Raw genomic sequence first — 26970 nt, forward strand, 5'->3', positions numbered from 1 at the left:
GGTTTGGGCCAGCCAAAGCGAGAGGCGATGCAGCCGGGTTCTTATCCAAAAACCCGGGCTCTTATCCAAAAACATGGACGACCACTGTCAGCCAAAACGCAGTGGTCACGACCGCACAGGCGGTGGCGATGGTCATCTGGTTCGACGCCAGCGCCTGGCCGGTGTTGAACTGCACCGCGATGAGATAGGAATTGATGCCGGACGGCAACGCCGCAACCATGACCGCCACCTTGGCCGTCAATGGCGGCAGGCCGATCAGCCAGACCAGGCCGAGAACCAGCGCCGGCATTAGGAACAGTTTCAGCGCCGACAGCGCCAGCGCCGGCCTTACATTGCCGGAAATGCCGAAACGGCGCAGGCTGAGCCCCATGGCGAACAGCGCCACCGGGGCGGCCGTGCCGGCCAGCGCGTCGCTCAGCCGCGTCGCAAGCACCGGCAGCGGCGCACCGGTGAAGCGCCACGCCAGCCCGGCCAGTATGCCGATGATCAGCGGATTGATGAATACCCTCCTGAGAAAGCTCCTGACGACGCGGAGCGGATGCACAGGCTCGCTGCCGCCGCGGCCGAACATCTCGAAAAGGATGATCGAGGCCATCATCATCACCGGCAGGTGAATGGAAACGAGCAGTGACAGCACTTCGAACCCCGCCGGCCCGAACACGCCGATGATGAAGGGCGCGCCGAGCAGGACGACGTTGGAGTAGGACGACGACACGCCGCCGACGACGCCGGCGCGGGCGTCCCGCCCGAAGATGCGCGTAATGACCAGATGGCCGGCAGCCCAGGTAAGCGCCACCGCCGCGAAATAAGCGCCCCATAGCGACCACGGCGCCACGCCGTGGAAATCGGCCTTTACCATGGTCTGGAACAGCAAAAGCGGCATTGCCACGTTGATGGCGAATTCGGATACGCCCTCGCCGCTCGCCGGCTTCAAATAGCCGGTCAACCCGGCAAGATAGCCGAGCCCGACGAGACTGAAGACGAAGAGGACGGTTTCGGTAAGCGGAGACATTTTTCCCGTGATAGGCGAGCCCCGGCGGCGGCGCAATCGCCCTTCCCTCGCGAATGTACCGGCCAACAATCCGGCCGCTCGGATCTTGCCCGAATTTGCTCATGGTTGGATGCCAGCGCTATACAGGGTTGTCGGGGGACACGCGGCGAATGGGCCTTGTCGGAAATCAGCACTTCTTCAAGCAGGCGTGGCTGACGGCTTTCGTCGGCGCCATGCTTTGCCTCGTGGTGACCTCGGCTCATGCCGCGGAGCCGGCGAGCCTCAAGGGCGTGGCGCTGATTGTCGGCCAGTCGAAATACCAGCACATAGCGGCTCTTCCCAACCCCGCCAACGACGCCCGCGACATCGCCAAGATGCTGACCGATCTCGGCTTCGACGCGCGCAGCGTCACCGACCGCGACACGGCAAAGCTGAAGCGCGACCTCGAGCGTTTCGCCGAGGATGCAGAGGACGCCGACGTCGCCTTGATCTACTATTCCGGCCACGGCATCGAGGCCGGCGGCGAAAACTATCTGGTGCCGGTCGACGCCGACGTTTCTTCATTGAAGGACGCCGATCAGGCCCTGGTGCCGATCTCCGCCGTCATGGACGAATTGAAGACGACCGTGCCGGTAACGATCATGCTGCTCGATGCCTGCCGCACCAACCCGTTTCCGGCGGATGCGGTGCTGCGCCGGGCGCCGACGGCCTCGGCCTCGCCGATCAGCGCGCCGGCGGATTGGAGCCGGTGCGCGGTGCCAGGGCACTGGCAAACGCGACCGCGACGGAAAATCTGGGAACGGTGATCGGCTTTGCCGCCGAGCCGGGGCGGCCGGCACTCGATGGCATCGTCGGCGAAAACAGCCCCTACGCAGCGGCACTTCTGCGCCACCTCGCGGCGATGAAGGGCACCGAGTTCGGCTCGGTCATGCGCATGGTGACCGAGGAGGTCTATCTCGACACCAAGGCCAAGCAGCGGCCATGGGTCAATGAAAGCCTGCGCCGGCTGCTCTACTTCGGCGTAGCACCGCAGGAACCGACCGGCGACGACGGCCTGATCACCGGCGAGCGGCGGCAATTGCTGCTGACGATCGCCGAGTTGCCTGACCCCAAGCGGGCACAGGTGGAACTGGCCTCGCTGCAGGACGGCGTGCCGCTCGACGCGCTTTATGGCGTGTTGAAGGCGCTCGGCACCGAAAAGATGCCGGAGGACCCCACCGACCTGCAAAAGCTGCTCGACGCCCAGGCCGAGCGCCTGAAGAAGATGATCTCCGAGCGCGACGCGCTGCGCACCGACGACCCCGAGATCAGCCGCCTCGTCGCCTCGGCCGACAAGGCGATCGGCCAGGGCGCCATCGTCACCGCGCGCAACTTCCTCGACCAGGCGGTGGGCCGGGTCGAGCAGGCCAGCGGCGTGGTCGATCGGGCAGAGGATCTGGTCAGGCAGAAGCGTCTTGCCGACGCGGCGATCTATGCCAGGCGTGCCGACGCCTCGGCGCTGGTCTTCGACTATCTGTCGGCCGCCAACGATTACGGCAAGGCCTTCTCGCTGGTCGAGAGATGGGACGACAGGCTGCGCTGGAACTACAAGAACCAGGAGGCGGAAGCGCTCAACGCGCATGGCAGCGCCACCGGCGACAGGCAAGTGCTGCAGCGCGCCATCGACGCCTACCGCGTCATCCTGAACTTCATCCCCAATGGCGAGCAGAACCGCGACTGGGCGATCACCCGCAACAACATGGCGGTGGTGCTGCAGACCATCGGCGAGCGCGAGCGCGAAACCGACCGGCTGGAACAGGCAGCGAAAATCTTTCGCGATTCGCTTGCCGTGTTCGAGCGCGAGAAGGACGACATCAACTGGGCCGCGGCCCAGAACAACCTGGCCAATGTGCTGTTGAAGATCGGCGAACGCGAGAGCGACCCGAAACGCCTGAACGAGGCGGTGGTGGCGATGCGCGCCACGCTGGAGAAGCGGCCGCGCGACAAAGTCCCGCTGGACTGGGCCGCCTCGCAAAGCAACCTTGGCCTTGCGCTTTACGCGCTTTCGGAGCGCGAACCGGACGGCGAGCGCCTGACTGAGGCCGAGGCCGCCTATCGGCTGGCGCTTGAAGAATACACGCGCGAAAAAGCCCCCGTTCAGTGGGCGATGGTCCAGAACAATCTCGGCAATACCCTGGTGTCTCTCGGCACGCAACGCAACGACAAGGCAAAAATCGACGAGGCAGCCGCGGCATTCCGCGCCGCGCTCGAAATCCGCACCCGCGACACCTTCCCGCTCTCCTGGGCGAGCAGCCGTCTCAATCTGGGTAACGCGCTGAACAGTGCTGCACGTTTCGATCTCGGCACCGGCCTGCTCGAAGAGGCGGCTGCCGCCTATGGCGATGCGCTGACCATCTTCACCCGCCAGCGTTTTCCGACGTATTGGGCTTCGGCGGAGAACAATCTCGGCTCGATCTACCAGACGCTTGGCCAGCGCACGCGCGATCCTGCCAGGCTTGAGCAATCGGCCGCTGCATACCGGGCGGCACGGCGCGTCTATACCAAAAAGGAGTTTCCGCTCGACTGGGCGATGACCCACTACAATCTCGGCAACACGCTGCAACTGCTCGGCGGCGTGACCGACAAGCCGGTGCATTACGAGGACGCGATCGAGGCCTATCGCGATGCACTTCGCGAATACAAGCGCGAGACCACGCCGCGGCAATGGGCACTGGCGCAGGCCGGCCTCGGCTCGGCGCTGCAATGGCTAAGCATGAGCGAGGCCGATCCCCGCAAACTGGCCGCTTCGATCGCCGCGCGCCGGGCAGCGCTGGAGGTGCTGACCTTCGAGACCTCGCCCGTCGACTGGGCAAACGCGCAGAACGGCATCGGCATGAGCCTGATCAATCTCGGCAATCTCGAACGCACCGGCAAATATCTGGACGAAGCCGAAGCCGCCTTCAAGGCAACGCTCAAGGTCTTCACCCGCGAAAGCCAGCCGATGCAATGGGCCTTCGAGCAGAACAATCTCGGCGACGTCCACTGGAACCGCGGCAGCTATGGCGGTGGCAATGCCGAATTCGAAAAGGCGATCGAATTCTTCGAGAACGCCAAGCAGGGCTTTACCGAAGCCGGCTACACACTCCCGATCCCGCTGACCGACCGCAAGATCGATCTGGTGAAGAAGCAGATAGCGAAGAAATAGGCGTCTCGGCCGCAGGTTGCACTCGGCTTGTCTTTCAGCCGGCTTTGCCGTCCCTATATGCCGGTCACCGGGGACCTGCCTGCCGGTCACCCGAAAAGGATGTCTGATGCTTCGATTTGTGCTGGCGCTGCTGTTGCTTGCCGTTTCCGCCACAGCCCATGCGACGGAAGCCGGCTGGGCGCTGCTGCGCGACGGCGGGCATGTCGTGCTGCTTCGCCATGCCATGGTCACAGGCACCACCGATGCGGCCAATTTCGACCTCGGCAAATGCGCCACCCAGGTCAATCTCTCGGAGCGCGGCAAGCAACAGGCGCGCAAGATCGGCGCGCTGTTTGGCGCCCGCGCGGCACCGGTCGAGCGCGTGCTGTCCAGCCGCTATTGCCGCTGCCTCGAAACCGCGCGCATCGCTTTCGAAAGCGAACCGGAGCCGTTCGCACCGCTTGACCTGCTGAAGACCGACGAAAAGGAGAAGGCCGCTCAGATCGCGGCGATCCTGGCAGAGATCCGCGGCTATTCCGGATCCGACAATCTGGTCATGGTCACGCATCTCGAAGACATCAAGGAATTGACCGGCATCTCGCCGCGCGAAGGCGAAGCCGTGGTCGTCGAGCCGCAAGGCGACGGCCTGCGCGTGCTCGGCCGCGTTACCTTCTGACCGGGCCGGTCGCTCCTCGCGTCGAGCGAGATAGGTGTTGCCGAAATGCCACTGCCACGAGAAGCCGTGGTTGGATTCCGATCTCATCTTGCTCCGCCTGGGCAGCAATCCCATCTGCGCCCGGCGTATGAGGCCTTTTCCTGCCCGGAAAAACCGATTAGACAGCCCAAAACACATGCGGACAGATTCCGCCCGCAATCGAAGGAAAAGCCCTTGTCCACCACGTTCGACAAAGTCGCCAAGATCATCGCCGACACCAGCGAGATCGACATCGAGACGATCACGCCCGAAAGCCACACCATCGACGATCTCGGCATCGACAGCCTCGACTTCCTCGACATCGTCTTTGCCATCGACAAGGAATTCGGCATCAAGGTGCCGTTGGAAAAGTGGACGCAGGAGGTCAACGACGGCAAGGCCTCGACCGACGACTATTTCGTCATGAAGAACCTGTGCGCCAAGATCGACGCGCTCGTCGCCGCCAAGAACGCCATCTAAGCACAGCGCTTGACGCGCCCTCACCCACAACAGCCGCCCATGAACCCCCGCGACGTCGTCATATCAGGCATCGGCCTTGTCTCGTCATTGGGCGAGGGTCCGGATGCGCATTGGCAAAAGCTCGTCCAGCCGCGCCTTGAACCGGTTCTGGAGGCCTCGCGCTTCTCGCCCTATACAGTCCACCCGCTGCCGGAGATCGACTGGAACCTGCAGATCGCCAAGCGTGGCGACCAGCGGCAGATGGAGACCTGGCAGAGGCTCGGCACCTATGCGGCCGGCCTTGCGCTCGACGATGCCGGCATCAAGGGCAATGACGAACTCTGCGCGACCATGGACATGGTGGTGGCCGCCGGCGGCGGCGAGCGCGACGAGGCAGTCGACGCGGCCATTCTCGCGGCATCGGAAAGCCGCAATGACCGCGACGTGCTGCTCAACGAGAAGCTGACCACGGAATTGCGCCCGACGCTGTTTCTGGCACAGCTCTCCAACCTGCTCGCCGGCAACATCTCGATCGTCCACAAGGTGACGGGATCGTCGCGCACCTTCATGGGCGAGGAAGGTGCCGGCGTTGCCGCTGTCGAGACGGCGGCCGCGCGCATCCGCTCCGGCCAGTCGACGCATATACTGGTCGGCGGCGCTTTCCAGACCGAACACTCCGACATGCTGCTCGGCTATGAACTGGCCGGCTACCTGCACCGCGGTCCGTGGACGCCGGTCTGGCAAAGGCAAGGTGCCGAGGGCGGCGGCGTGGTGACCGGATCCGGCGGCGCGTTTCTCGTCCTGGAGCAGCGCGAGCATGCGGAAAGCCGTGGCCGGAAGATCTATGCGGAACTCGGCCCGATCCTGTCCGGCCGTGCCAAGCGCCGGCGGGGCGAACTCGACGGTGAGATCGCCGCGCTGCTGAAGCAGGCCGCATTGCCGAATGGCGAGCTGCTCGCGATCTCCGGCGCTTCGGGCGCCCATGCCGCGACCGCCGCCGAGAAATCGGCGCTCGACGCCAATCCGGCGATCGCCGCACGCGGCTTTTCGACGCTGACCGGCCACATGAAGGAAGCGCAGTTCCCCTTCGCCGTTGCGCTGGCGGCACTGGCTGTCGACCGCAAGGCCGCCTATCCTGTCTTCGACGCCACAGTCGAAAAACCGTTTGCCGGTGTCCCGAAGACCGTCCTTGCAACAGCGATCGGCTATCACCAATTCGAGGGCATGGCGCTGATCAAAGCCGCCTAGAGCATCGGACCGAAAAGTGTGGCGCGGTTTTCGGGCGATCCGACGCACCAAGAGAAACAGGTTTTTGGACAACAAATGGCCAATCTGAACGACCACATGGGCAGGCCGATCGTCGCCGTCACCGGCATCGGCGTGGTGACGTCGCTCGGTGTCGGCAAAGCCGATAATTGGGCGGCACTTACGTCAGGCAAATCCGGCATCCATCCGATCACCCGCTTCCCGGTCGATCATCTCAACACCCGCATCTCCGGCATGATCGACTTCCTGCCGTCGAGCTCCAAGGGCGCCAGTCTCCTCACCTATGAGCTTGCCGAAACCGCCGCCCAGGAAGCGATGTCGGAGGCGGGCCTCGATGCCGGCGATTTCGGCGGACCGCTTTTCCTCGCTTCGCCGCCGGTCGAGCTCGACTGGAGCGAGCGCTTTTCGCTCTACAATTCCGACACGCACGAGACCGGTGCCGAGAGGCTGCTGCGGGTAGCGCGCGGCCTCAGGGAACTCGACATTTTCGAGACCACCCAGTTCGGCTCGATTGCCGACCGGCTTGCCGACCGTTTCGGAACGCGCGGCCTGCCGATCACGCTGTCGACCGCGTGCGCTTCGGGCGCCACGGCGATCCAGCTCGGCGTCGAGGCGATCCGCCGCGGCGAATGCGACAGGGCGCTGTCGATCGGCGCCGACGGCTCGGCGACCGCCGAGGCGCTGATCCGCTTCTCGCTTCTGTCCGCGCTCTCGACCCATAACGACATCCCCGAAAAGGCCTCAAAACCCTTCTCCAAGGATCGTGACGGCTTCGTGCTGGCGGAAGGCTCGGGCGCCCTGGTGCTTGAATCGCTGGAGACAGCACTTGCCCGCGGCGCCACCATTCTCGGCATATTGCGCGGCTGCGGCGAAAAGGCCGACGACTTCCATCGCACGCGCTCCAAGCCGGACGGTTCGCCGGCGATCGCGGCGGTGCGCGCCGCCCTTGCCGATGCCGGCTTGAGCGAGGACGGGATCGATTATGTCAACGCCCATGGCACCTCGACGCCCGAAAACGACAAGATGGAGCATTTGTCGCTGTCGACGGTGTTCGGCGAGCGGATCTCGTCAATGCCGGTCTCGTCGAACAAGTCGATGATCGGCCATACCCTATCGGCTGCCGGTGCTGTCGAGGCAGCATTTTCGCTGATGACGATGCGCGAAAGCGTCATTCCGCCGACCATCAACTACGACAATCCCGACCCGGCGATCGTCCTCGACGTGGTGCCGAACACCAAGCGCAACGCCGAGGTCGGCACGGTCCTGTCGAACTCCTTCGGCTTCGGCGGCCAGAACACCTGCCTTGTCATGGCGCGGGAACCGGTCTAAGCGACCTTTTTCAGCCAGACTGAACCGACAGGCACCATGCGCGCATTGCAACTTATCGAGGATCGCCGGCTTGAAACGGTGGACCTGCCGCCGCCGCCGCCGCCTTTGCTCGGCGAGGTGACGCTGCGCATCAAGGCCGTGGCGCTGAACCATATCGACGTCTGGGGCTGGCGCGGCATGGCTTTTGCCAAGCGCAAGCTGCCGCTGGTCGTCGGCGCCGAGGCTTCCGGCGAGGTCGAGGCGGTCGGCCCCGGCGTTTCCAGCCTTGTGCCCGGGCAACTGGTATCGATCTATGGCGCCCGCACCTGCGGTCTTTGCCGCGCCTGCCGCGAAGGCCGCGACAATCTCTGCGAGCACGTTTCGGGCGTGCACGGCTTCCATCTCGACGGCTTTGCGCAGGAAAAGATCAACCTGCCGGCGCGCCTTCTGGTCCCAGCTCCGTCCGGCGTGAGCGAAATCGGCGCGGCGGTGGCGCCTGTCACCTTCGGCACAGTCGAGCACATGCTGTTCGACAATGCCCGGTTGCAGCCCGGCGAGACGATACTGGTCCATGCCGGCGGCTCCGGCATCGGCTCCGCCGCGATTCAGCTGGCCAAGAAGATGGGCTGCACGGTCATCACCACCGTCGGCTCGAACGACAAGATCGACAAGGCCAAGGCGCTCGGCGCCGACCACGTCATCAATTACCGCGACGACCGCTTCGAAGGCATCGTGCGCAAGCTGACCAAGAAGAAGGGCGTCGACGTGGTGTTCGAGCATGTCGGCGCCGACACCTTTGCCGCGTCCATGCTGTGCCTCAAACGCGGCGGTCGGCTGGTCACCTGCGGCTCGACCTCCGGCGTGTCGACGCAGATCAATTTGATGCAGTTGTTCCAGCAGCAGCTGAAGCTGCTCGGCTCGTTCGGCTGCCGCATGGAAAACATGGCCGACGCCATGCAGAAGATGGCGGCGGGCCTGGTCGCGCCGGTGATCGACACCGAGGTCGGCTTCGACGGCATCGATGCGGCGCTGAAGCGCATGGAAGGCCGCGACGTCTTCGGCAAGATCATCCTGCGCGTCGGCTGAAATGATCGGCAACGCCTTCAGGAAGATCCGCAGGGACGTGGGATTCCGCTATGGCAGGCGGCTTCGCCAGTTCAACTACTGGCTGGTCGCGCGAGTCGCGATGATCATCATCTCCGCGCTGCGCCTGCTGCCGCCCGACAGGGCGCTCAATTTCGCCGACCGCGCTGCCCGCCGCATCGGCCCTTGGGTAGCGCGCCATCAGGTTGCCGTCGACAATCTGCGCAAGGCCTATCCGGAAAAGAGCGATGCCGAGATCGAGGCGATCGCTTCCGACATGTGGGGCAACATGGCCCGCCTGGCCGCCGAATACATCTTTCTCGATGCTTTGTTCGACTACGATCCCACTGCGACGAAGCCGGGCCGTGTCGAGGTCAAGGGCGTGGAGCATTTCGTGCGCATTGCCGGCGAGGACAAGCCGCATATCGTCTTCACTGGGCATCTCGGGAATTTCGAGCTGCTGCCAGTGGCGGCGGCGACCTTCGGCATGAACATCACGGCGCTCTTTCGCCCGCCCAACAACCCTTACCTCGCCGACTACATCCTCTCGACCCGCCGCTCGAGCATGGGATCGCTGCTGCCGTCTTCGACCGGTGCCTCGTTCGCACTTGCGGCCATCCTCGAGAAAGGCGGCAATATCGGCGTGCTGGTCGACCAGAAATTCACGGGCGGGCTCGAGACGACATTCTTCGGCCGCCCCTGCGAGAGCAACCGGGTTCTCGGCACCCTGGCGCGGCACTACGATTGCGATGTCTACCCGGCGCGCTGCGTGCGCCTGCCGAACAACCGTTTCCGGCTCGAGATCGAGGACAAGCTCACCTTGCCGCGCACCGCCGGCGGCAGTGTCGACGTCCGCGCCACCACCCAGCTTCTCAACGACGTGGTCGAGCGCTGGGTGCGAGAAGACCCCGGCCAGTGGATGTGGTTCCACAAGCGCTGGGAGATCAGCGGCCGCAAAAAGCGTCGGCCGGCGACAGTGCGCGACAAAGCCGCCTGAGCGGAACGATCTTTTTGGGCACAGGCCCTATTTTGTTCTTGCTTTGTGCCGGCAGCTATGCTACTAATTTCGGTATGGTGCTATTTGGCCCCGACGAACCCGCCGCTCCGGCGGGTTTTTTATTGCGGGCCGAGGAGCAGGCCCTAATTCGTCACGAGAATCCGCGTATTACCGAAGCCGGCTTTGCGCACCATCGAATAGAACGCGGCGGCGTTGCTGGGGTGGAGGCGCACACAGCCATGCGATGCCGGGCGCCCCAATTGCCGGATCGCGCCGGTGCCGTGGATAGCATAGCCGCCGCGGAAGAACACCGAATAGGGCATCGGCGACATGTCGTATTTGCGCGAATACCACATCCGGGCCGTCCGCTGTGGGCGATAGCTGCCGCGCGGCGTGATGTAGCCTTTGCGGGCGGTGGAAACGCTCCACCGGTAATACGCAAGCCCGTATCTTACCGTCATCGTCTGTGAGGATATGTCGATGTTTGCGACCAGGCTGGCCGCACGGCTCTCGAACGACGAACCGAACAGCATCGCTACTAATGCCGCTGCCATGAGAACAGTGTTTTTCATGCAATCAAACCCCTTTGATGCCCCTTGCCTGCCTGCCGTCACGCTGTTCTCCAGCGTTTTGATGGCAAGCCAGCGAGCTAACACCTACTCCCTGACGATTTCACCAATCCAAAGCAGCGAATTTGAACGATTTCCCGCAATAGTTGCCGTAACGACACGCAATCGCCTCGCAATTCGCCATCGGGCTTGCAAAACCCCCTCATCCGCTGCTCAATTCGCCGAATGAACGAACCGAACGAACGGCTCCTCAAGGCGATCGATGACCGGGCCGATGATCTGGTTGCGCTGACCGCGGATCTGATCCGCTTTCCGACCATCAATCCGCCCGGCGAAGCCTATCGGCCATGTGCCGAATTTATCGGCGCGCGGCTGAAGAAGCGCGGTTTTGAGATCGAATTCATCCGTGCTGAAGGCACGCCTGGCGACACTGACCATTATCCGCGCGTCAACGTCGTCGCCCGTTTCGATGGCCGGGCGCCGGGTGCTTGCGTGCACTTCAATTCGCATATCGACGTCGTCGAGCCCGGCGACGGCTGGAGCCTCGATCCGTTCGCCGGCATCGTCAGGGATGGCAAGGTCTATGGCCGCGGCGCATGCGACATGAAAGGCGGGCTTGCCGCCTCGATCATCGCCGCTGAAGCCTTCATGGAGGTCTTTCCCGATTTTCCCGGCGCCATCGAGATTTCAGGCACGGTCGACGAGGAGTCCGGCGGCTTTGGCGGCGTCGCGCATCTGGCGAAGCTCGGCTATTTCTCCAGGCCGAAGGTCGACCACGTCATCATTCCCGAGCCGCTCAACAAGGATCGCATCTGCCTTGGCCATCGCGGCGTCTGGTGGGCGGAGATCGAGACCAAGGGCGAGATCGCGCACGGCTCGATGCCGTTCCTCGGCGACAACGCAGTGCGCCATATGGGCGCCGTGCTGCGGGCCTTCGAAGACGAATTGTTTCCGGCGCTCGACCGCAAGATGACGCGCATGCCGGTCGTGCCCGAAGGCGCAAAACGCTCGACCATGAACATCAACTCGATCCATGGCGGCCAGACGGAGGATTTCCGGCCCGGCCTGCCCTCGCCCAACGTGCCCGATTCCTGCCGGCTGACCATCGACCGCCGCTTCCTGCTCGAAGAGGATCTCGCTGCGGTCAAGAGCGAGGTGACCGATATTCTGGAACGGCTGAAGCGCGAGCGCAAAAAATTCGATTACGAAATCCGCGATCTGATGGAGGTGCTGCCGCTGATGACCGAGCGCGACGCGCCGGTGGTTAAGGCGGTCGCGCAAGGCATCATGGAGATATTCGACCGCGAGCCGGATTATGTGATTTCGCCCGGCACCTATGACCAGAAGCACATCGCCCGCATCGGCCACATCTATGACTGCATCGCCTATGGCCCGGGCATTCTCGATCTCGCCCACCGGCCCGACGAATGGGTCGGCATTGCCGACATGCTGGACTCGGCAAAGGTGATGGCGATCGGCCTCGACGTGCTGCTGAGGGGCGCCGGCCCGCTATGATCCGGCCATGGGCGAAAAAACATTCCTCCCGGCGTCGGCGGACGGTACGAAACGCAATTTACTCGGCGGCGAATTCACGCTTCTATCCGCCGGGTTTTGAGCACGTGTTTTAGCATATGGGGAGTTGCACGATGAAATTGTGGAAAACCATTCTGGCCGCCGCGGCGCTAGCGTTGGCCGCCGGAACCTCGGCGATGGCCGCGCGCACCGACCTGGTCATCGGCATTACGCTCGAACCCCCGCATCTCGACCCGACCGCGGGTGCCGCCGCGGCAATCGACGAGGTACTCTATGCCAATGTCTTCGAGGGCCTGACCCGCATCGGCCCGAACGGCGAGGTGCTGCCCGATCTCGCCGAAAGCTGGAGCATTTCCGACGACGGCAAGGTCTACACTTTCAAGCTGCATACAGGCGTGAAATTCCATGACGGCAGCGACTTCAACGCCGACGACGTGAAATTCTCGCTCGATCGTGCCCGCGCCGACAATTCCGTCAACGCGCAAAAGAGCCTGTTCGCCGCCATCGACAAGGTCGAGGTCGTCGATCCTGCGACGGTGAATGTCACGCTGAAGAACCCGCAAGGCTCGTTCCTCTACAATATGGGCTGGGGCGATGCGGTGATCGTGGCGCCTGAGACCGCCGACACCAACAAGGAAAAGCCTGTTGGCACCGGCCCGTTCAAGTTCCAGAACTGGGCCAAGGGCTCGTCGATCACGCTGGTCAAGTCGGAAAATTACTGGGGCGCCCCGGTGTTCCTCGACAAGGCCGAGTTCCGCATCATTCCGGATGCCGCCGCCGCCGTTCCGGCGCTGCTTTCCGGCGACGTTCAGGCCTTTCCCTTCTTCGACCCCGACAGCGTCGCCCAGGTCAAGGACGACCCGCGCTTCAAGGTGGTAATCGGCTCGACCGAGGGTGAAACCATCCTGTCGATCAACAACAAGAAGCCGCCCTTCGACAAGCTGCAGGTCAGGCAGGCGATTTCCTTTGCGCTCGATCGCAAGGCGATCATCGACGGCGCCTCGGCCGGCCTCGGCGTGCCGATCGGCTCGCACATGTCGCCGGCCAGCAAGGCCTATGTCGACCTCACCGGCCTCTACCCGCACAATGTGGAGAAAGCCAAGGAGTTGCTGAAGGAAGCCGGCCTGGAGAATGGCTTCAAGGCGACGCTGAAGCTGCCGCCGCCCTCCTACGCGCGGCTTGGTGGCGAGATCATCGCCTCCGAGCTTCGCGAAATCGGCATCGATCTCGAGATCATCCCGGTCGAATGGGCGCAATGGCTGGACCAGGTCTTCACCAAGAAGGATTACGACCTGACCATCGTTTCCCACACCGAGCCTAACGACATCGATATCTATTCGCGCAAGGACTATTACTTCAACTACGACAACCCGGCCTTCGACAAGATCATCGACGAGCTGAACCTTACCTCCGACGAGGCCAAGCGCACGACGCTGCTCGGCGAGGCGCAGAAGGTCCTGGCCGATGACGCCGTGGTCGGCTTCCTCTACGAGCTGCCGAAGGTCGGCGTCTGGGACGCCAAACTGCAGGGCCTATGGGAAAACGCCCCGATCCAGGCCAACGACCTGACCAAGGTGAAGTGGACGGATTGATCGCTGACAGAAAGGCGAAAGTTGCACTCCGTCACACCCCCCTCTGTCCTGCCGGACATCTCCCCCTCAAGGGGGGAGATTGAGCCCTCACCCCCGCTTTCGCTAACCACTAGCGTTGCAAGGACAGTGCCGGCGTGGAAACTGCCAATCTCCCCCCTTGAGGGGGAGATGTCCGGCAGGACAGAGGGGGGTGGGCGGGAACGCAAGCTTCGCCCGGCGCTTGCACCGGTCCCCTCATGACCGCCTATCTCCTCAAGCGGCTCGCCATCGCCATCGTCACGCTGGTTCTGGCCTCGATGGTGGTCTTTGCCGTGCTGGAGATCATTCCCGGCGACCCGGCGCGGCTGATGCTTGGCCTGAACGCCAGCGCCGACCAGATCGAATTGCTGCGCAACCAGATGGGCCTCAACGCTCCCGTCGTGCTGCGCTACCTGCATTGGGCCGGCGGCTTGCTGAGCCTCGATTTCGGCCGTTCCTACACCTATTCGGTGCCGGTCATCGATCTTGTCCGCGAGCGCCTCGTCGTCTCGCTGCCGCTGGCACTGATGGCGCTGGCGCTGTCCACCGTCATTGCCATTCCGGTCGGGCTGTCTTCCGCCAGCCGGCGCGGCCGGGCCGGCGACACGATCGCGATGGGCGCCGCCCAGCTTGGCGTCGCCGTGCCCAACTTCTGGTTTGCGCTGATGCTGATCTATCTTTTCGCCGTCTGGCTGCGGCTGGTGCCGGGCGGCGGTTTTCCCGGCTGGAGCGCCGGTGTCTGGCCGGCGCTGAAGTCGCTGCTCCTGCCGGCGGTCGCTCTCGCTCTGCCGCAGGCGGCGATCCTCGCCCGGGTCACCCGCTCGGCGCTAATCGAAGTGCTGAACGAGGACTACATCCGCACCGCCCGCGCCAAGGGCCTGCCCTATCGCCTTGTCTTGTGGCGGCACGCACTGCGCAACGCCATGATCCCGGTGGTCACCATTTTAGGCCTGCAATTCGCCTTCCTGCTTGCCGGCACCATCATCATCGAAAACGTCTTCTATTTGCCCGGCCTCGGGCGGCTGGTGTTCCAGGCGATCAACCAGCGTGACCTGATTGTGGTCGAGAGCGTCGTCATGTTGCTGGTCGCCGCGGTCATCATCGTCAATTTCGTTGTCGATCTCTCCTATGCGGTGGTCGATCCGCGCCTGAGAGGCCGGCAATGACGCTGCACATCGACATCCCCGACGAGAACCTTGCCGGCATCCTGGCCAAGGCGTTTCGAAACCGTTCGTTCCTCGCCGGCTTCGTCATCACCGCACTGGTGGCGGCGGTCGCGATCCTGTCCTTCTTCTGGACGCCTTACGATGTCACCAGGCTGGTCATTTCCGACAAGACCCAGGCGCCGTCGCTGGCGCACTGGTTCGGCACCGACCATTTCGGTCGCGACATCCTGTCGATGATCATGGTCGGCGCCCGCAACTCGATTGCCGTGGCGCTGGTGGCGGTCGGCATCGGCATGGGCGTCGGCGTGCCGCTCGGCGCCTTTGCCGCGGCGCGCGGCGGCTTCGTTGATGACGTGCTGATGCGACTGAACGACCTGGTCTTCGCCTTTCCGGCGCTGCTTTCGGCAATCATGATCACGGCCATCTTCGGGCCCGGCGCGTTCAACGCCATCATTGCCATCGGCATCTTCAACATCCCAGTGTTCGCGCGCGTCGCCCGGGCCGGCGCCCTGGCGATCTGGCCGCGCGAATTCATCCTCGCCGCCCGCGCCGCCGGCAAGAGCAGGACGCTGATCAGCATCGAACATGTGCTGCCCAACATCGCCACGCTGCTGCTGGTGCAAGGCACCATCCAGTTCGCGCTGGGCATACTGGCCGAAGCCGGGCTTTCCTATGTCGGGCTTGGCACGCAGCCGCCGATGCCGAGTTGGGGCCGCATGCTGTTCGACGCCCAGACCCGCATGGTGGTGGCGCCGTGGATGGCGATCTTTCCCGGCATGGCGATCGTCATCACCGTGCTTGGCTTGAACCTGCTTGGTGACGGCATTGCCGACATTCTCGATCCGAAATCGCGGCGGCAGCGATGAGCCTGCTCGAAATCGACAAGCTGTCGCTGACCATCGGCGGCACGCCCATCCTCAGGGACATCGAACTTTCCGTCGCGCCCGGCGAAGTCATGGGGCTGGTCGGCGAATCCGGCTCCGGCAAGTCGATGACGGCGCTCGCGGTGATGCAGTTGCTGCCCTGGGCGGCGCACGCCAGCGGACGCGTCACCTTCGACGGCATCGACATCCTGGCGGCGAGCGAGGACCAGATGTGCGCGCTGCGCGGCGACGACATCGGCATGGTGTTCCAGGAGCCGATGACGGCGCTCAACCCGGTCAAGACCATCGGCGAGCAGGTCGCCGAGGGTATTCGCTGGCACACCAGGGCGAGCCGCGGCGACGCCGAGGAACGGGCGCGAAAAATGCTGGACCGGGTCGGCCTGCCGGCGGCGCAGTTCCCGCTGTCGCGTTATCCGCACGAGTTGTCCGGAGGCCAGCGCCAGCGCGTCGTCATCGCCATCGCCTGTGCGCTGAAACCCAAGCTGTTGATCGCCGACGAGCCGACGACCGCGCTCGACGTGGTGCTGCAGGCGCAGATCCTCGACCTGCTGCGCGACCTCGTAGCGGAAAACCGCATGGGCCTGCTGCTGATCTCGCACGACCTCGCCGTGGTGACCGAGATGGCGGACCGCATCACCATCCTGCGCCATGGCGAGGTGATGGAGGCCGGCGACACGGCGCGCATTCTGTCCGGACAGCTTCATCCCTATACGCGCCAGCTGGCGCAGGCCTCGATGCATGTGCCCGCGCGGGCTAGGCACAGCGTCGGCCAAGGAAAACCTCTGGTTGAGGTAGAGAGCGTGACGCGCGACTATCCGGCACGGCGCATATCGCTGCTCAAGCGAGGGGCTCCCATCCGCGCCGTCGACGATGTTTCCTTCTCCATGGCGCCCGGCCAGTCGGTGGCGTTGGTCGGGCGCTCCGGTTGCGGCAAGTCGACGCTTGCCCGCATGGTCCTGGCGCTGGACAGGCCGACATCAGGGACAATCCGCTTCCGCGGCGACACCCTCACCGGCAAGAGCGAGGCGGAGCTGAAGCCGGCGCGGCGCGACATGCAGGTCGTGTTCCAGGACCCGTACGGCTCGTTCGACCCACGCCAGAAGGTCGAGAGATTGGTGGCCGAGCCGCTGCATGTGCTGGAGAAGAAGCCGGCGCCCGCCGCGCGGCGCGAGATGGTGGCGCATGCGCTGCACGAGGTCGGCCTCTCACCAGGCGACATGGACAAATACCCGCACGAGTTTTCGGGCGGCCAGCGCCAGCGCCTGTCGATCGCCCGCGCCATCATCACCCGGCCGAAGCTGGTCGTCGCCGACGAGCCGGTCTCGGCGCTCGACGTCTCGATCCGCGCGCAGATCCTCGATTTGTTCGCCGAGCTCAACCAAAAACTCGGCATCGCCTATCTGTTCATCACCCATGATCTGACCGTCGCCCGCGCCATCACCGACGAGGTGATGGTCATGCATGATGGCAAGATCGTCGAGCGCGGCAGGACGAGCGAAGTGCTCGACCACCCGCAATCCGAAGCGGCCAAGGCGCTGGTCACTGCTGCTCCCGATTTGCACCGGGCAATTGCAAAAAGGCTGCAGGAACAGGGCTGAGCCGCAAGGGGCACGGGCCTTCCGATCTCCCACTGTGGGGTCCGAAGGACGGGGCGAGACCGGTGGCTCGCCCCACGAGGAGGCTCCGGTGGTTGGCGACGTGGGGGAGACGACTGTTTGTGGCCAGCCTATGAAAGTAGAAAAAATATGGGGCCATTGGGCCGATCGCCGATCGCGCAACCCGGACCTGATCGTCCCTTTGCGCGCGAAGGAGATTTAGCGAACTTAGGTTTGGAAATTGCGGTATTAATGTATGTTTTCTGCCTCGCCCGTTCGGCTTTGTCCTGCCGCGTATTCTCCGCATCGTCGCGCTTAAGCTAAGCAAAACGACTGGCAGCAACGGATAGCCCCCAAACACACGAGAGCTTGGCGCTCCAACAAAGCCGTAACTAATCACCACTCGCGCCTTCCGCATCACGCCGGCATCTGTAGTAAAGGTAACCTTAAAGTGAGAAAACTACCCTACAAGGAAGGCACCCTGTTTGCCATTCCGTTGAGATCAGGTGGCTATGGGCTTGGCTTGGTAGCTCATATGGCCCCAATGGGAAAGATTATTCTAGCATATCTATTTGGACCAATGCGTCTGGAATTGCCAAAGGCGGATGAATTAAATGACCTTAGTCCAGATAATGCAGTCAGGTGCCTACGGTGTGGCGATCTCGGTTTAATAAATGGAACTTGGCCAATTATTGGTCAAATGAAGAGCTGGGCAGAAGACAAATGGCCTATGCCAACCTTCGTTCACAAAGAAAGCCTTTCCAACCGAATTCTTATTCGAAAATACTCAGAGTCTGATCCATCGAAGCTAGAGAGCCAAACTAGCGTAGCTTCGGCGGGCGATTTGGAGCAGGACGGTTTACACGGATATCAAGCCGTCGAATTGATTCTGATCGAGCAGCTGAAACCCCATTGATCAAGGAATGACGGTAACGATGTGAATTACGAATTACGGTGACTCCCACTAGCCGGCCTCTCGTCAATGCCGCGCGGAACTTTTTTGGCGGCGTCAGCGGCTAATTTGCATCGGGCGGACTATTCATCCGGGGAGGAGCCCCACGACTAGTGAAGGAGGGATGTCACTGGGTTGTTTGGTGGAGAACAATAAAGACTATAACTCGCTTATGAATGTAATCGGCCCGAATAAGGTGGGTAGTGCGAGTTTACAGGTAAATGATTTCCCAATTGGTCCGTGAGGAGTTGCCATCATGCATTTTAAAATAGCATTGAAAATTGCCGGATTTGTTGCAATTTTGGTTTTCGGAGGATCGGCCTGTACTGTGCCATCAACTCCTGAGATACTGAACTGTTCAAATGGAATCTTTGCAGATAATTGGCCGTTCACTTGGCGAGCAGTTGAGGAGAAATGTATATCACGCGTAACCTCGCAAATTGCGAAGGAGTTCATAGACTGGAATACGAAATATGAAGAATTTAATGAGGATACTGGTGCACTTTACCTTTTTATATGGACGAGATTGATTGATAAGAATCTTGCGACTCCATTGCAATTGGACGAGAGAACGAAAGATTTTGATCAAGTAACTCGATCGCTTACGGACTCTTATGTTGGCATTTACGACGATATTGAAAAATTGCAGGAAGAATTGAAAATGTCTTTGGCCCAAAAAGGAGGCGGGGATGCGAATTCGCTCTATGCGATAAGGCTTTTAGGTTTGGTTCGAATTGAGCACGCGCGGCCCACCATTTTGTTCCTGAAGAGTCTGGTTGATCTTGACACCCACACCATTAAGGTCACGGGACAATACGGGGAAGAGATTGTAGAAATGCAAGAGTTGTTGGATTATCGGGCCAGTGCACAAGGTCGTTAGTTGCCATTCACAGATCCTAAATGACGCGGGTCATTACTTAGTGGCCGCTATTGTGCGGCAGGAACTGGAGAGAATTTCGCAATTTCGGTGCACTTTTATCGCGTTCGCCCGGCTATCATTGCACGTAGATTGACCACATGGCCCGCCTTGCCCGCATAGCGGCGTCCGGCTTCTACAACATCGGCCAGCTCACCTCCACCAACCCTGGGGCAACGCAAGGCAACAAGTATGACGGCTTTGGCAAGCTCGCCCGCCGGGACGTCACGCTGGGCACGCTGACCCACACCACGACCAGCGTGCGCGATGCCTCCGGCCAGACGGGTTGTTGATAATACGGAGCTCGATATACGGTGGACGTAACTGTTACAGGTCCGGCCGGCACCGTTGAGGTTCGCACCGGGTGGATTTTTAGCCCCCGGTTCAAACGTCCCGTCGCTGATGACACTATTCGTGAAGTAGAGTCCCGCTATGAAACCAAAGATCAACGACGTTGTGAGATTGATTTGTGATATGCTGGGAGAATCCCTTCAGGCCGGAGCGTTAGGAGTCGTTGTTGAAGAGCATTCTTATCCCGAGGAGGCATACGAGATTGAATTCAGTAGCGAAAATGGGAAGACCATCGCTCAATTAGCCTTACTTCCAAACCAGTTCGTACTGATTGCTGTGTAAGGAATTACAGCGCACTCTTTCCATATCTCCTCTCCGAATTACGGTGACAGTGCGAATTACGGTAACAGTGCACTTTTTGTTGTGTTCGCTCGGTCGAAATAGCTAGAAGATCGGAGGCGCAGAGACTATGGATATGAACGGGACTTTTGAGAGGATATTCTCAGTAACATCCGTATGGACGTCGATTGCGACCATTCCTATTTCGCTGGCGTGGGGTGAATCCGCCTGGATGGTGGTTTTTATTTTCGCGATACTTGCTGCCTCCTTTGCATTTCCAAGAAGGTTAGCGGAGCTTCTTAATCGTTTCGAACACCCCATCGGTTATCTGGAGAGGAATTTCAAAAATGACTGGACCGGATGGTCGTATACAAAATCAAACATAAACATGATATATAATTTGGGTATGATCCAGAAGTATCACTATGTATTACTTTTAATTACTGTCATTCATTTTTTGATTTCAGGTGCCTTGGGTGAAAGCGAATTAGCTGTCGCGTATCTCGCAATTATGGCTGCATTCTCTTTGATTTCCGTTGCTTTTATTGCCCGGCATAAGAGAAAGAGATAGCGCACTATGATAGTACTTTGAGCATCCGCTGGAGCGGCAAGGGGGATCTTCCCGGTTCCAAGATTGTTTCCCAAAAAGACGCTAAAATCGGTGATGTTGTTTCGTGGACTGCAAAATTCGATGATGCCACCGGGCACACTGCAGTTTACACGGGAAGTCTGAATGTTAATGGTAGCGCGCCCCGACAGTTGCCGGCGATTTTGGAATGATTGGTGCGGGCTAGTTCGATGTTCACTACGGAACAGAGGAGGGCTTGAAGCACGATTACCCCGGGGTTTATAGCTCACCCTCTTTCAGGTCGCTTGATCCCGATTGATGTCGACGTCAGAAATTGGGGGCTGAAATGAAAATTAGTAAGCAGTGCATATTTTCGGCAGCTGTGCTGAGTGCTGTGACTGCCGTATTGGTCTTGCTTATATTCTATCAGAAAATCACCGGCCCTTCGTCCAGATGGAAGGACGCACTATCGCGTGAAAAATTGACCGCACAATTTGGTGACATAAAAGCCATTAGAAGAAGTCAGATTTGGACCTATCTCGGCAAGCCTGATGAACCAAATATGCCCAAGCAATACGATCTTTGGTCTGACGATGCTTTATTTGAAAATCTTTCGACGTAGTATACAGCACTGAAGAATATAAGGCGGAACCGGATCATCAAGATCCGATCGCGGCATATATGTTTTACCAATGCACCGTTATTTTATTTGACCACAAGTTTATACTGAATTCATCACATTTGACGCTTGAGGAGTAGTGGTGACAGTGACGTGCGCTTGGCAAACTATCCCATACCCCGTGCGCCACCCGCGAATACACTGCACCCCGTAAGTGAGAACACAGATAATATCTGTGACAGGTTATCCTGGAGGATGGCCTATGACAGACAAAATGACGTTCAGAAAGTCAGCCGATGCCTCAGCCTTGAGGCTTCACCACATCGGCCGGGCTGATGTCGAGCAGGTCGAGCGTGCGGCGCAACAGCTGCATTTCGCTCCCGGCGAGTTGCGAATCGGCCTTGGCGATTTCGGCCATGTGGCGGGCGAGCAGCTTGCGCCGTTCGACGTCGAGGTCGCGGAACTGCGCGACGGCTTGCGAGCCGTTGGTCTCGTAGCCGAATTCGTTGAGATATTCGATGACGCTGTCGATGCTGGTTTCGGGAATGCCGAAGGCGTCCCGGCAGATACGCCTGAAGGCTGTCATTTCGCTTTCGCTGACCGATCCATCGGCCAATATCATACGGAACAGCATCAGCAGCTCCGCCGACAGCACCGGATCGTCCGCGACCTTGCGCACGCCAGGATCGCCGTCGAAGATCGAGCGTATCTGGTCCAGCAATCCCATCGCCATCAGCCCCTTCCGATTCGTTCGGAAGGTAGCGCGGAATCGGATTTGCGCAAACGGGGTGCGAATGGTGGAAAAGCCGCCTGCGTGCACTCATTGGTGTGTGACCGCGCGACTGATAGTATGCCGCTGTACGAATCATGTTGAGGAGGGACCGAACATGAATCTCAGTGCGCCTACCCAGCTTATTTTCATTATATCCCTTGTCATCGCCATCATCGGCGTTCTCGCCGCGCTTGGCGTTCTTGCGTTCATCCCTTTGAATGCCGCGTGGATTGTCGTCATCGCCTACATTGTGCTGGCCGCCGGCTGCCTGATGCGCGGCGCTTAAACACGTCCAGACAATTCAGAATCTCAGGCAACTCGGAGCGCCCGGCCAAAACCGGGCGCTTTTGATTCCGGCGGATGGTCTGTTAAAGTTGCTTGGCGGAAGGAAAGCTTGATGCCCGCCGACAGCAAAGACGACAGCCGTCACGAAAGCCCAGGCCTCGATCGGTTCGAGATGGTGCGGCGCGCGCCGAGCCATCGGCTTCAGGGCGTCGTCACCGACATGTGCGGCTTTCGCGAAACCATGCCAGGCCATTTCCGCGCCATCGAATATGCCTCGCTGACCGTGCCGCTGGTCATCAGCTTTGCCGAACCCTTTGCCATTGGGCTCGGCAGGGACCCCAGCGACAATGACCGCTTCGCCAGTTTTGCCGCCGGCCTTTATGCCGGGCCGGTGGTGATCGAATCCTGCGGCGGCACCTGCTGTATGCAGGTCAATTTCACCCCGCTCGGCGCTCGTCGCTTCTTCGGCCGGCCGATGAGCGAACTGACCGACCGCATGGTCGGCCTGGATGACGTGCTCGGCGTTGAAGGCATCGCATTTCGCGAAAGGCTCGGCAATGCGCCGGATTGGAGCTCACGCTTTGCCATCGCCGAAGCCTTCGTCGGCGATCGGTTGGCAACCGCGGACCGCACTCAAGCCGACATAGTCTGGGCCTATGAGACGATCGTCTCGACGCGTGGGCGGACCCGCATCTCGACGCTGGCCGAAAAGCTTGGCTGGAGCCGCAAGCATCTTAACGGAAAATTTTCGGACGCGATCGGAACCGGCCCAAAAACGCTGTCGCGCATTGTCCGCTTCAACCATGCGCTTGGGCTGTCGAGACAGTCGAACAGCGCTTGGGCCGACATCGCCGCCGACTGCGGCTATGCCGACCAGGCGCATCTGGTACGCGAGTTTCGCGACCTCGCAGGCGTCGCGCCGACGGCCCTTGCCGCCAGGTAACATTTCTTCAAGACGCGCAACCGGCCTTCGCGCAGACTGGGTTGATCGACCAACCCGCTGAAGGAGATCAGCCATGCCGAACACCACCGAACCACCGCGGCTTTATCCGGCGCTGCGCTACAGGAATGCCGGCAAGATGATCGATTGGCTGTGCGAGGCCTTCGGCTTCAGCGTCCGCGCCCGCTATGGCGAAGGCGACGTGGTGCACCACGCCGAACTCGCGTTCGGCTCCTCGATCATCATGCTCGGCACGGCGCGCGACGACGCCTATGGCAAGATGGTCGGCGCGCCGGGTTCGGACGGCGGCAAGTCGATCTACGTTGCGGTCGCTGACGCAGACGCGGCATACGCGCGGGCAAAGACCGCCGGCGCCGAGATTCTGGAAGAACTCACCGACCGCGACTATGGCAGCCGCGAATTCATCTGCCGCGATCCGGAAGGCAATGTCTGGTCGTTCGGCACCTACTGGCCGAAGGCTGACGAGAAAGCATGATCCCGAAAAGTGGAGACCGGTTTTCGGACAAGATCATGCTCAAGCAAAGTATCTAACGCGCCAGCCCAAAAATCGCGTCGCAGTCGAGGTGGGTTTCCAGTTCGGCTGCGATCTCGTCCAGTGCCCGTTCGACCTCGGCGCGGTAGTCGATGCCGCCGCCCTTGACGCCAAGGCTTTCGAGGAATTTCGCCCGGAAGGCATCGGCGGAAAACAGCCCGTGCATATAGGTGCCCAGCACCTTGCCGTCGGCCGAGATAGCACCGTCATCGATGCCGTTGATAACGGCGGACGGCCGCAGCGTATCCGGACCTGTGGTGCGGCCGAGATGGATCTCGTAGCCCTCGAGCGGCAGATCGAACGGCACCGAGCGCGCGCTGACGTTGCGCACCGTCTTTTCCGGCTCCATCACCGTTTCGACGTCGAGCAGCCCGAGGCCTTGCGTTTCTGTAACGCTGCCCTCGATGCCGTCGGGATCGCGCACGCTACGACCAAGCATCTGGAAGCCGCCGCAAATGCCGACGATATGACCACCGCGTTTCCTATGCGCGGCAAGGTCGCGGTCCCAGCCGTTCTCGCGAAATTTCAGGAGATCGCCGATCGTCGACTTCGAGCCGGGAATGACCACCAGACCCGCATCTTCGGGCAAGCGCTCACCAGGCGGCACGAACACCACCTCGACCTGCGGTTCGGCCTTGAGCGGGTCGAGATCGTCGAAATTGGCGATGCGCGAGAGCATCGGCACGGCAACCTTCAGCGCGCGCTTCTCGCCGGACGCCAGTCGTTCGAGCACGACGGAATCTTCCGATGGCAGCCGCGCCGCCGCCTTCAGCCACGGCACGACGCCAAAACAGCGCCAGCCGGTGAATTTTTCGATCGCCTCGATGCCATCGTCGAACAGCGAGACATCGCCGCGGAACTTGTTGATAAGGTAGCCGACGATCATGCGCCGGTCCTCGTCCGGCAGGATCAGATGGGTGCCCGCGACCGAGGCGATGACGCCGCCGCGATCGATATCGCCGACCAGGATCACCGGCACGCCGGCGCGCGTCGCAAAGCCCATATTGGCAATGTCGTGGCTCCTGAGATTGATCTCGGCCGGCGATCCCGCGCCCTCGACAATGACTAGGTCGGCGCCCTCGCCGACCGTCGCCCAGGAGTCCAGCACCGCATCCATCAGCCGGCCCTTCAGCGCCTGGTAGTCGCGCGCCCGCGCCTCGCCGAACACCTTGCCCTGCACGACGACTTGAGCGCCGACATCGGTCTGCGGCTTGAGCAGCACCGGGTTCATGTGGATCGTCGGCGCCACGCCGCAGGCGATCGCCTGCAGCCATTGGGCGCGGCCGATCTCGCCGCCGCCTGAATCGCCTGGAATATCGGCGACGGCGGCGTTGTTGGACATGTTCTGCGGCTTGAACGGCCGCACCTTCAAGCCGCGCTTCTTCGCCGCGCGGCACAGACCGGCGACGAGCACCGTCTTGCCGACATCCGAACCCGTGCCCTGCAGCATGATCGCCTTGGCCATTATCAGCCCCTGCCCTGCGCAACAGTTCCGGTGATCGTCGACTTGGCCGCCAGTGGCCCGCCACGCCAGAGATAGAGCGCCAGCAGCGGCTCCTTGCCGGTGCGCATGGCGTGGTTGATGTCAGAGGCATGGTGGATCACCTCGCCCGCCGCTCGAAGGCGAAAACCGCCGTCGCCCATGCGCCATTCGGTGCCGCCGGTCAGCGGGATGTAGATCTCCTCCGCGACATGGTGATGATCGGGGTAGACGATGTCGGGTCCAAGGATCAGCAGGCCGGCCGCAACCTCGTCATTGACGAAATGCCCGCGTGTACCGAACACCTCCAGCCAGCCGTAATTGTCGATGAAAACCTTGCCGAAATCCGCCTCGCCATAGGTTTGCCCCCAGCGCAGATCGCCGCGACGCTCCGCAACCAGCCGCGCCAGCGGCTTGGCCGCAGCGGGAGCGAGTTCGACGATACGGTCGAGCTGAAGGAGACAAGGCAGTGCATGCGGTTCGAGCGGCCGGCTTGGCATGTCCCAGCCGATTCGGGCCACGGCGTCGCGCACCAGCGCATCATCGAACGTCTGGAGATAGGCATGGAAGCGTCCAAGCAGTTCGTCGAAATTTGTCGTCACACTTTGCTCCAAAGCGCATTCGCACACAGCCGCTGCCCAGATGGTTGGATGGAGACGATCGGGTTGCGCGGCGGCATCATTGGTCTAGATTGGACTGCGCGCAAAGCCAAAAACGACAGGCCAGCAGGCCGGAAACATCAGGGAGCACGCCATGGACGCCGCTGTCGATGCGGGCACCAGCCAGTTCGAACTCAACGAAGACCAGCGCGCCATCCAGGAGATGGCGCAAGCCTTCGCCGCCGACCGTGTGGCGCCGAACGCACTCGACTGGGATCGCAACAAGTATTTCCCCGCCGATGTGATCCGCGAGACAGGTCCGCTCGGCCTTGGCGGCATCTATGTCCGCGAGGATGTCGGCGGCTCGGGGCTCGGCCGGCTCGACGCCGTGCTGATCTTCGAAGCGCTTTCGCGGGCCGATCCGGCGTTTTCCGCCTTCATCTCGATCCACAATATGGCGGCATCGATGATCGACCGCTTCGGCAGCGACGAGCAATGTCGGCGCTTCCTGCCGAAGCTGACCTCGATGGAATGGCTGGCCAGCTACTGCCTGACCGAGCCGGGTTCGGGATCCGATGCCGCGGCGCTGAAGACGCGTGCGGTCAAAAGCGGCGGCGATTATGTGCTGAACGGCGCCAAGCAGTTTATCTCCGGTGCCGGCGACAGCGACCTCTATGTCGTCATGGCGCGCACCGGCGCCGACGGGCCGAAAGGCATTTCCACCTTCGTCGTGCCGAACGATGCGCCCGGCCTTTCCTTCGGCGCCAACGAGCGCAAGATGGGCTGGCACATGCAGTCGACCCGCCAGGTCGTCTTCGAGGACTGCAAGGTGCCGGCGGAAAACCTGCTGTCGGTCGAGGGCGCCGGTTTCGGCATCGCCATGGCCGGGTTGGACGGCGGCCGGTTGAACATCGCTGCCTGCTCGCTCGGCGGCGCGCAATCGGCGCTCGACAAGGCACTCGCCTACACCGCCGAACGCAAGGCTTTCGGCTCGAAGATCAACCAGTTCCAGGCGCTGCAGTTCAAGCTCGCCGACATGGAGACCGAACTGCAGGCAGCGCGCGTCTTCCTCTACACCGCCGCCTCGAAGCTCGACCGCAACGCGCCGGATGCCTCGAAATGGTCGGCGATGGCCAAGCGCTTCGTCACCGACACCGGCTTCAACGTGGCCAACGACGCCCTGCAGCTGCATGGCGGCTATGGTTACCTGCACGACTACGGCATCGAGAAGCTGGTGCGGGACCTGCGTGTCCACCAGATCCTCGAAGGCACCAACGAGATCATGCGCGTCATCATCGCTCGCGCGCTGATCGGACGATAGAGAATTTAGTGAATAGT

Annotated in this window: 29 protein-coding genes; 24 read left to right on the top strand and 5 right to left on the bottom strand. The window is 61.6% G+C overall.

Annotated elements, in window-relative coordinates; all coding sequences use genetic code 11:
• Positions 1 to 61: 61 nt before the first annotated feature.
• Positions 62 to 1012: an AEC family transporter gene (locus NKJ32_RS07500; RefSeq protein ID WP_352470327.1), complete on the bottom strand. Its 951-nt coding sequence runs from the start codon at positions 1010 to 1012 to the stop codon at positions 62 to 64.
• A gap of 149 nt (positions 1013 to 1161) precedes the next feature.
• On the opposite strand from NKJ32_RS07500, the gene NKJ32_RS07505 reads away from it, so the two are divergent.
• From NKJ32_RS07505 to NKJ32_RS07540, 8 genes are all read left to right on the top strand, one after another.
• The gene (locus tag NKJ32_RS07505) at positions 1162 to 1797 is read left to right on the top strand and encodes a caspase family protein (RefSeq protein WP_352757462.1); all 636 of its coding nucleotides are present in this window, start codon (positions 1162 to 1164) and stop codon (positions 1795 to 1797) included.
• Positions 1740 to 4175: a caspase family protein gene (locus NKJ32_RS07510; RefSeq protein ID WP_352757461.1), complete on the top strand. Its 2436-nt coding sequence runs from the start codon at positions 1740 to 1742 to the stop codon at positions 4173 to 4175. Before NKJ32_RS07505 ends, NKJ32_RS07510 begins: the two co-directional genes overlap by 58 nt.
• 106 nt (positions 4176 to 4281) lie before the next feature.
• A complete protein-coding gene (locus NKJ32_RS07515) occupies positions 4282 to 4830 on the top strand; it encodes a histidine phosphatase family protein (RefSeq protein WP_352454578.1) in 549 nt (182 codons plus the stop codon).
• A 213-nt stretch (positions 4831 to 5043) separates the two neighbouring features.
• Positions 5044 to 5328 carry an acyl carrier protein gene (locus NKJ32_RS07520; protein ID WP_023676462.1) on the top strand — a complete coding sequence of 95 codons (285 nt, stop codon included), beginning with the start codon at positions 5044 to 5046 and terminating at the stop codon, positions 5326 to 5328.
• A 39-nt stretch (positions 5329 to 5367) separates the two neighbouring features.
• The gene (locus tag NKJ32_RS07525) at positions 5368 to 6555 is read left to right on the top strand and encodes a beta-ketoacyl-ACP synthase (protein WP_352757460.1); all 1188 of its coding nucleotides are present in this window, start codon (positions 5368 to 5370) and stop codon (positions 6553 to 6555) included.
• A gap of 75 nt (positions 6556 to 6630) precedes the next feature.
• Positions 6631 to 7902, top strand: coding sequence for a beta-ketoacyl-ACP synthase (locus tag NKJ32_RS07530; RefSeq protein WP_352757459.1), 1272 nt, complete (start codon positions 6631 to 6633; stop codon positions 7900 to 7902).
• Between the two features lie 36 nt (positions 7903 to 7938).
• Complete coding sequence (locus tag NKJ32_RS07535) at positions 7939 to 8967, top strand: zinc-binding dehydrogenase (protein ID WP_352757458.1); 1029 nt, start codon at positions 7939 to 7941, stop codon at positions 8965 to 8967.
• A 1-nt stretch (position 8968) separates the two neighbouring features.
• Positions 8969 to 9961, top strand: a complete 993-nt coding sequence (locus tag NKJ32_RS07540; protein WP_352757457.1) for a lipid A biosynthesis lauroyl acyltransferase — start codon at positions 8969 to 8971, stop codon at positions 9959 to 9961.
• A 143-nt stretch (positions 9962 to 10104) separates the two neighbouring features.
• Here the strand turns inward: NKJ32_RS07540 and NKJ32_RS07545 are convergent, their stop codons facing one another.
• Positions 10105 to 10533, bottom strand: coding sequence for a L,D-transpeptidase (locus NKJ32_RS07545; RefSeq protein ID WP_352757464.1), 429 nt, complete (start codon positions 10531 to 10533; stop codon positions 10105 to 10107).
• 222 nt (positions 10534 to 10755) lie between these two features.
• On the opposite strand from NKJ32_RS07545, the gene NKJ32_RS07550 reads away from it, so the two are divergent.
• The 12 genes from NKJ32_RS07550 (at position 10756) to NKJ32_RS07605 (ending at position 21006) form a co-directional block, all read left to right on the top strand.
• A complete protein-coding gene (locus NKJ32_RS07550) occupies positions 10756 to 12045 on the top strand; it encodes an acetylornithine deacetylase/succinyl-diaminopimelate desuccinylase family protein (protein ID WP_352757456.1) in 1290 nt (429 codons plus the stop codon).
• 131 nt (positions 12046 to 12176) lie between these two features.
• The gene (locus tag NKJ32_RS07555; RefSeq protein WP_352568927.1) at positions 12177 to 13655 is read left to right on the top strand and encodes an ABC transporter substrate-binding protein; all 1479 of its coding nucleotides are present in this window, start codon (positions 12177 to 12179) and stop codon (positions 13653 to 13655) included.
• Positions 13656 to 13891: 236 nt separating this feature from the next.
• Positions 13892 to 14839, top strand: a complete 948-nt coding sequence (locus NKJ32_RS07560) for an ABC transporter permease (RefSeq protein ID WP_352757455.1) — start codon at positions 13892 to 13894, stop codon at positions 14837 to 14839.
• Positions 14836 to 15705 (top strand): ABC transporter permease, encoded by an 870-nt coding sequence (locus NKJ32_RS07565; protein ID WP_352757454.1) that lies wholly within the window; start codon positions 14836 to 14838, stop codon positions 15703 to 15705. Before NKJ32_RS07560 ends, NKJ32_RS07565 begins: the two co-directional genes overlap by 4 nt.
• A complete protein-coding gene (locus NKJ32_RS07570; protein ID WP_352757453.1) occupies positions 15702 to 17321 on the top strand; it encodes an ABC transporter ATP-binding protein in 1620 nt (539 codons plus the stop codon). The genes NKJ32_RS07565 and NKJ32_RS07570 overlap by 4 nt, the downstream gene beginning before the upstream one ends.
• 448 nt (positions 17322 to 17769) lie before the next feature.
• Positions 17770 to 18234 (top strand): Imm26 family immunity protein, encoded by a 465-nt coding sequence (locus tag NKJ32_RS07575; RefSeq protein WP_023676473.1) that lies wholly within the window; start codon positions 17770 to 17772, stop codon positions 18232 to 18234.
• Positions 18235 to 18526: 292 nt separating this feature from the next.
• On the top strand, positions 18527 to 19150 hold the full coding sequence (locus NKJ32_RS07580; RefSeq protein ID WP_156937332.1) for a DNA polymerase Y subunit UmuC family protein: 624 nt from the start codon (positions 18527 to 18529) through the stop codon (positions 19148 to 19150).
• A 137-nt stretch (positions 19151 to 19287) separates the two neighbouring features.
• Positions 19288 to 19479 carry a hypothetical protein gene (locus NKJ32_RS07585; RefSeq protein ID WP_023676475.1) on the top strand — a complete coding sequence of 64 codons (192 nt, stop codon included), beginning with the start codon at positions 19288 to 19290 and terminating at the stop codon, positions 19477 to 19479.
• Positions 19480 to 19618: 139 nt separating this feature from the next.
• Positions 19619 to 19819, top strand: coding sequence for a DUF4926 domain-containing protein (locus tag NKJ32_RS07590; protein WP_023676476.1), 201 nt, complete (start codon positions 19619 to 19621; stop codon positions 19817 to 19819).
• 127 nt (positions 19820 to 19946) lie between these two features.
• Positions 19947 to 20387, top strand: a complete 441-nt coding sequence (locus NKJ32_RS07595; protein ID WP_352568929.1) for a hypothetical protein — start codon at positions 19947 to 19949, stop codon at positions 20385 to 20387.
• 17 nt (positions 20388 to 20404) lie between these two features.
• Positions 20405 to 20596 (top strand): hypothetical protein, encoded by a 192-nt coding sequence (locus NKJ32_RS07600; protein ID WP_156937333.1) that lies wholly within the window; start codon positions 20405 to 20407, stop codon positions 20594 to 20596.
• A 134-nt stretch (positions 20597 to 20730) separates the two neighbouring features.
• Positions 20731 to 21006 carry a hypothetical protein gene (locus NKJ32_RS07605; protein WP_023676478.1) on the top strand — a complete coding sequence of 92 codons (276 nt, stop codon included), beginning with the start codon at positions 20731 to 20733 and terminating at the stop codon, positions 21004 to 21006.
• 298 nt (positions 21007 to 21304) lie between these two features.
• On the opposite strand, the gene NKJ32_RS07610 is transcribed toward NKJ32_RS07605, so the two are convergent.
• Positions 21305 to 21736, bottom strand: a complete 432-nt coding sequence (locus NKJ32_RS07610; protein WP_023676479.1) for a TerB family tellurite resistance protein — start codon at positions 21734 to 21736, stop codon at positions 21305 to 21307.
• A 154-nt stretch (positions 21737 to 21890) separates the two neighbouring features.
• On the opposite strand from NKJ32_RS07610, the gene NKJ32_RS07615 reads away from it, so the two are divergent.
• From NKJ32_RS07615 to NKJ32_RS07625, 3 genes are all read left to right on the top strand, one after another.
• Positions 21891 to 22061 (top strand): hypothetical protein, encoded by a 171-nt coding sequence (locus tag NKJ32_RS07615; protein WP_023676480.1) that lies wholly within the window; start codon positions 21891 to 21893, stop codon positions 22059 to 22061.
• A gap of 111 nt (positions 22062 to 22172) precedes the next feature.
• Positions 22173 to 23003 carry a helix-turn-helix domain-containing protein gene (locus NKJ32_RS07620; RefSeq protein ID WP_352635610.1) on the top strand — a complete coding sequence of 277 codons (831 nt, stop codon included), beginning with the start codon at positions 22173 to 22175 and terminating at the stop codon, positions 23001 to 23003.
• 73 nt (positions 23004 to 23076) lie between these two features.
• The gene (locus NKJ32_RS07625) at positions 23077 to 23496 is read left to right on the top strand and encodes a VOC family protein (RefSeq protein WP_023676482.1); all 420 of its coding nucleotides are present in this window, start codon (positions 23077 to 23079) and stop codon (positions 23494 to 23496) included.
• A gap of 52 nt (positions 23497 to 23548) precedes the next feature.
• On the opposite strand, the gene NKJ32_RS07630 is transcribed toward NKJ32_RS07625, so the two are convergent.
• Together NKJ32_RS07630 and NKJ32_RS07635 are read right to left on the bottom strand one after the other, a co-directional pair.
• Positions 23549 to 25018 carry a cobyric acid synthase gene (locus tag NKJ32_RS07630; RefSeq protein WP_023676483.1) on the bottom strand — a complete coding sequence of 490 codons (1470 nt, stop codon included), beginning with the start codon at positions 25016 to 25018 and terminating at the stop codon, positions 23549 to 23551.
• A gap of 2 nt (positions 25019 to 25020) precedes the next feature.
• Positions 25021 to 25635 carry a dimethylsulfonioproprionate lyase family protein gene (locus tag NKJ32_RS07635; protein WP_023676484.1) on the bottom strand — a complete coding sequence of 205 codons (615 nt, stop codon included), beginning with the start codon at positions 25633 to 25635 and terminating at the stop codon, positions 25021 to 25023.
• Between the two features lie 151 nt (positions 25636 to 25786).
• On the opposite strand from NKJ32_RS07635, the gene NKJ32_RS07640 reads away from it, so the two are divergent.
• Positions 25787 to 26953 carry an isobutyryl-CoA dehydrogenase gene (locus NKJ32_RS07640; RefSeq protein WP_023676485.1) on the top strand — a complete coding sequence of 389 codons (1167 nt, stop codon included), beginning with the start codon at positions 25787 to 25789 and terminating at the stop codon, positions 26951 to 26953.
• The last annotated feature ends 17 nt before the right edge of the window (positions 26954 to 26970 follow it).

Source organism: Mesorhizobium sp. M0159 (genome assembly GCF_040322295.1).
Taxonomy (GTDB): domain Bacteria; phylum Pseudomonadota; class Alphaproteobacteria; order Rhizobiales; family Rhizobiaceae; genus Mesorhizobium.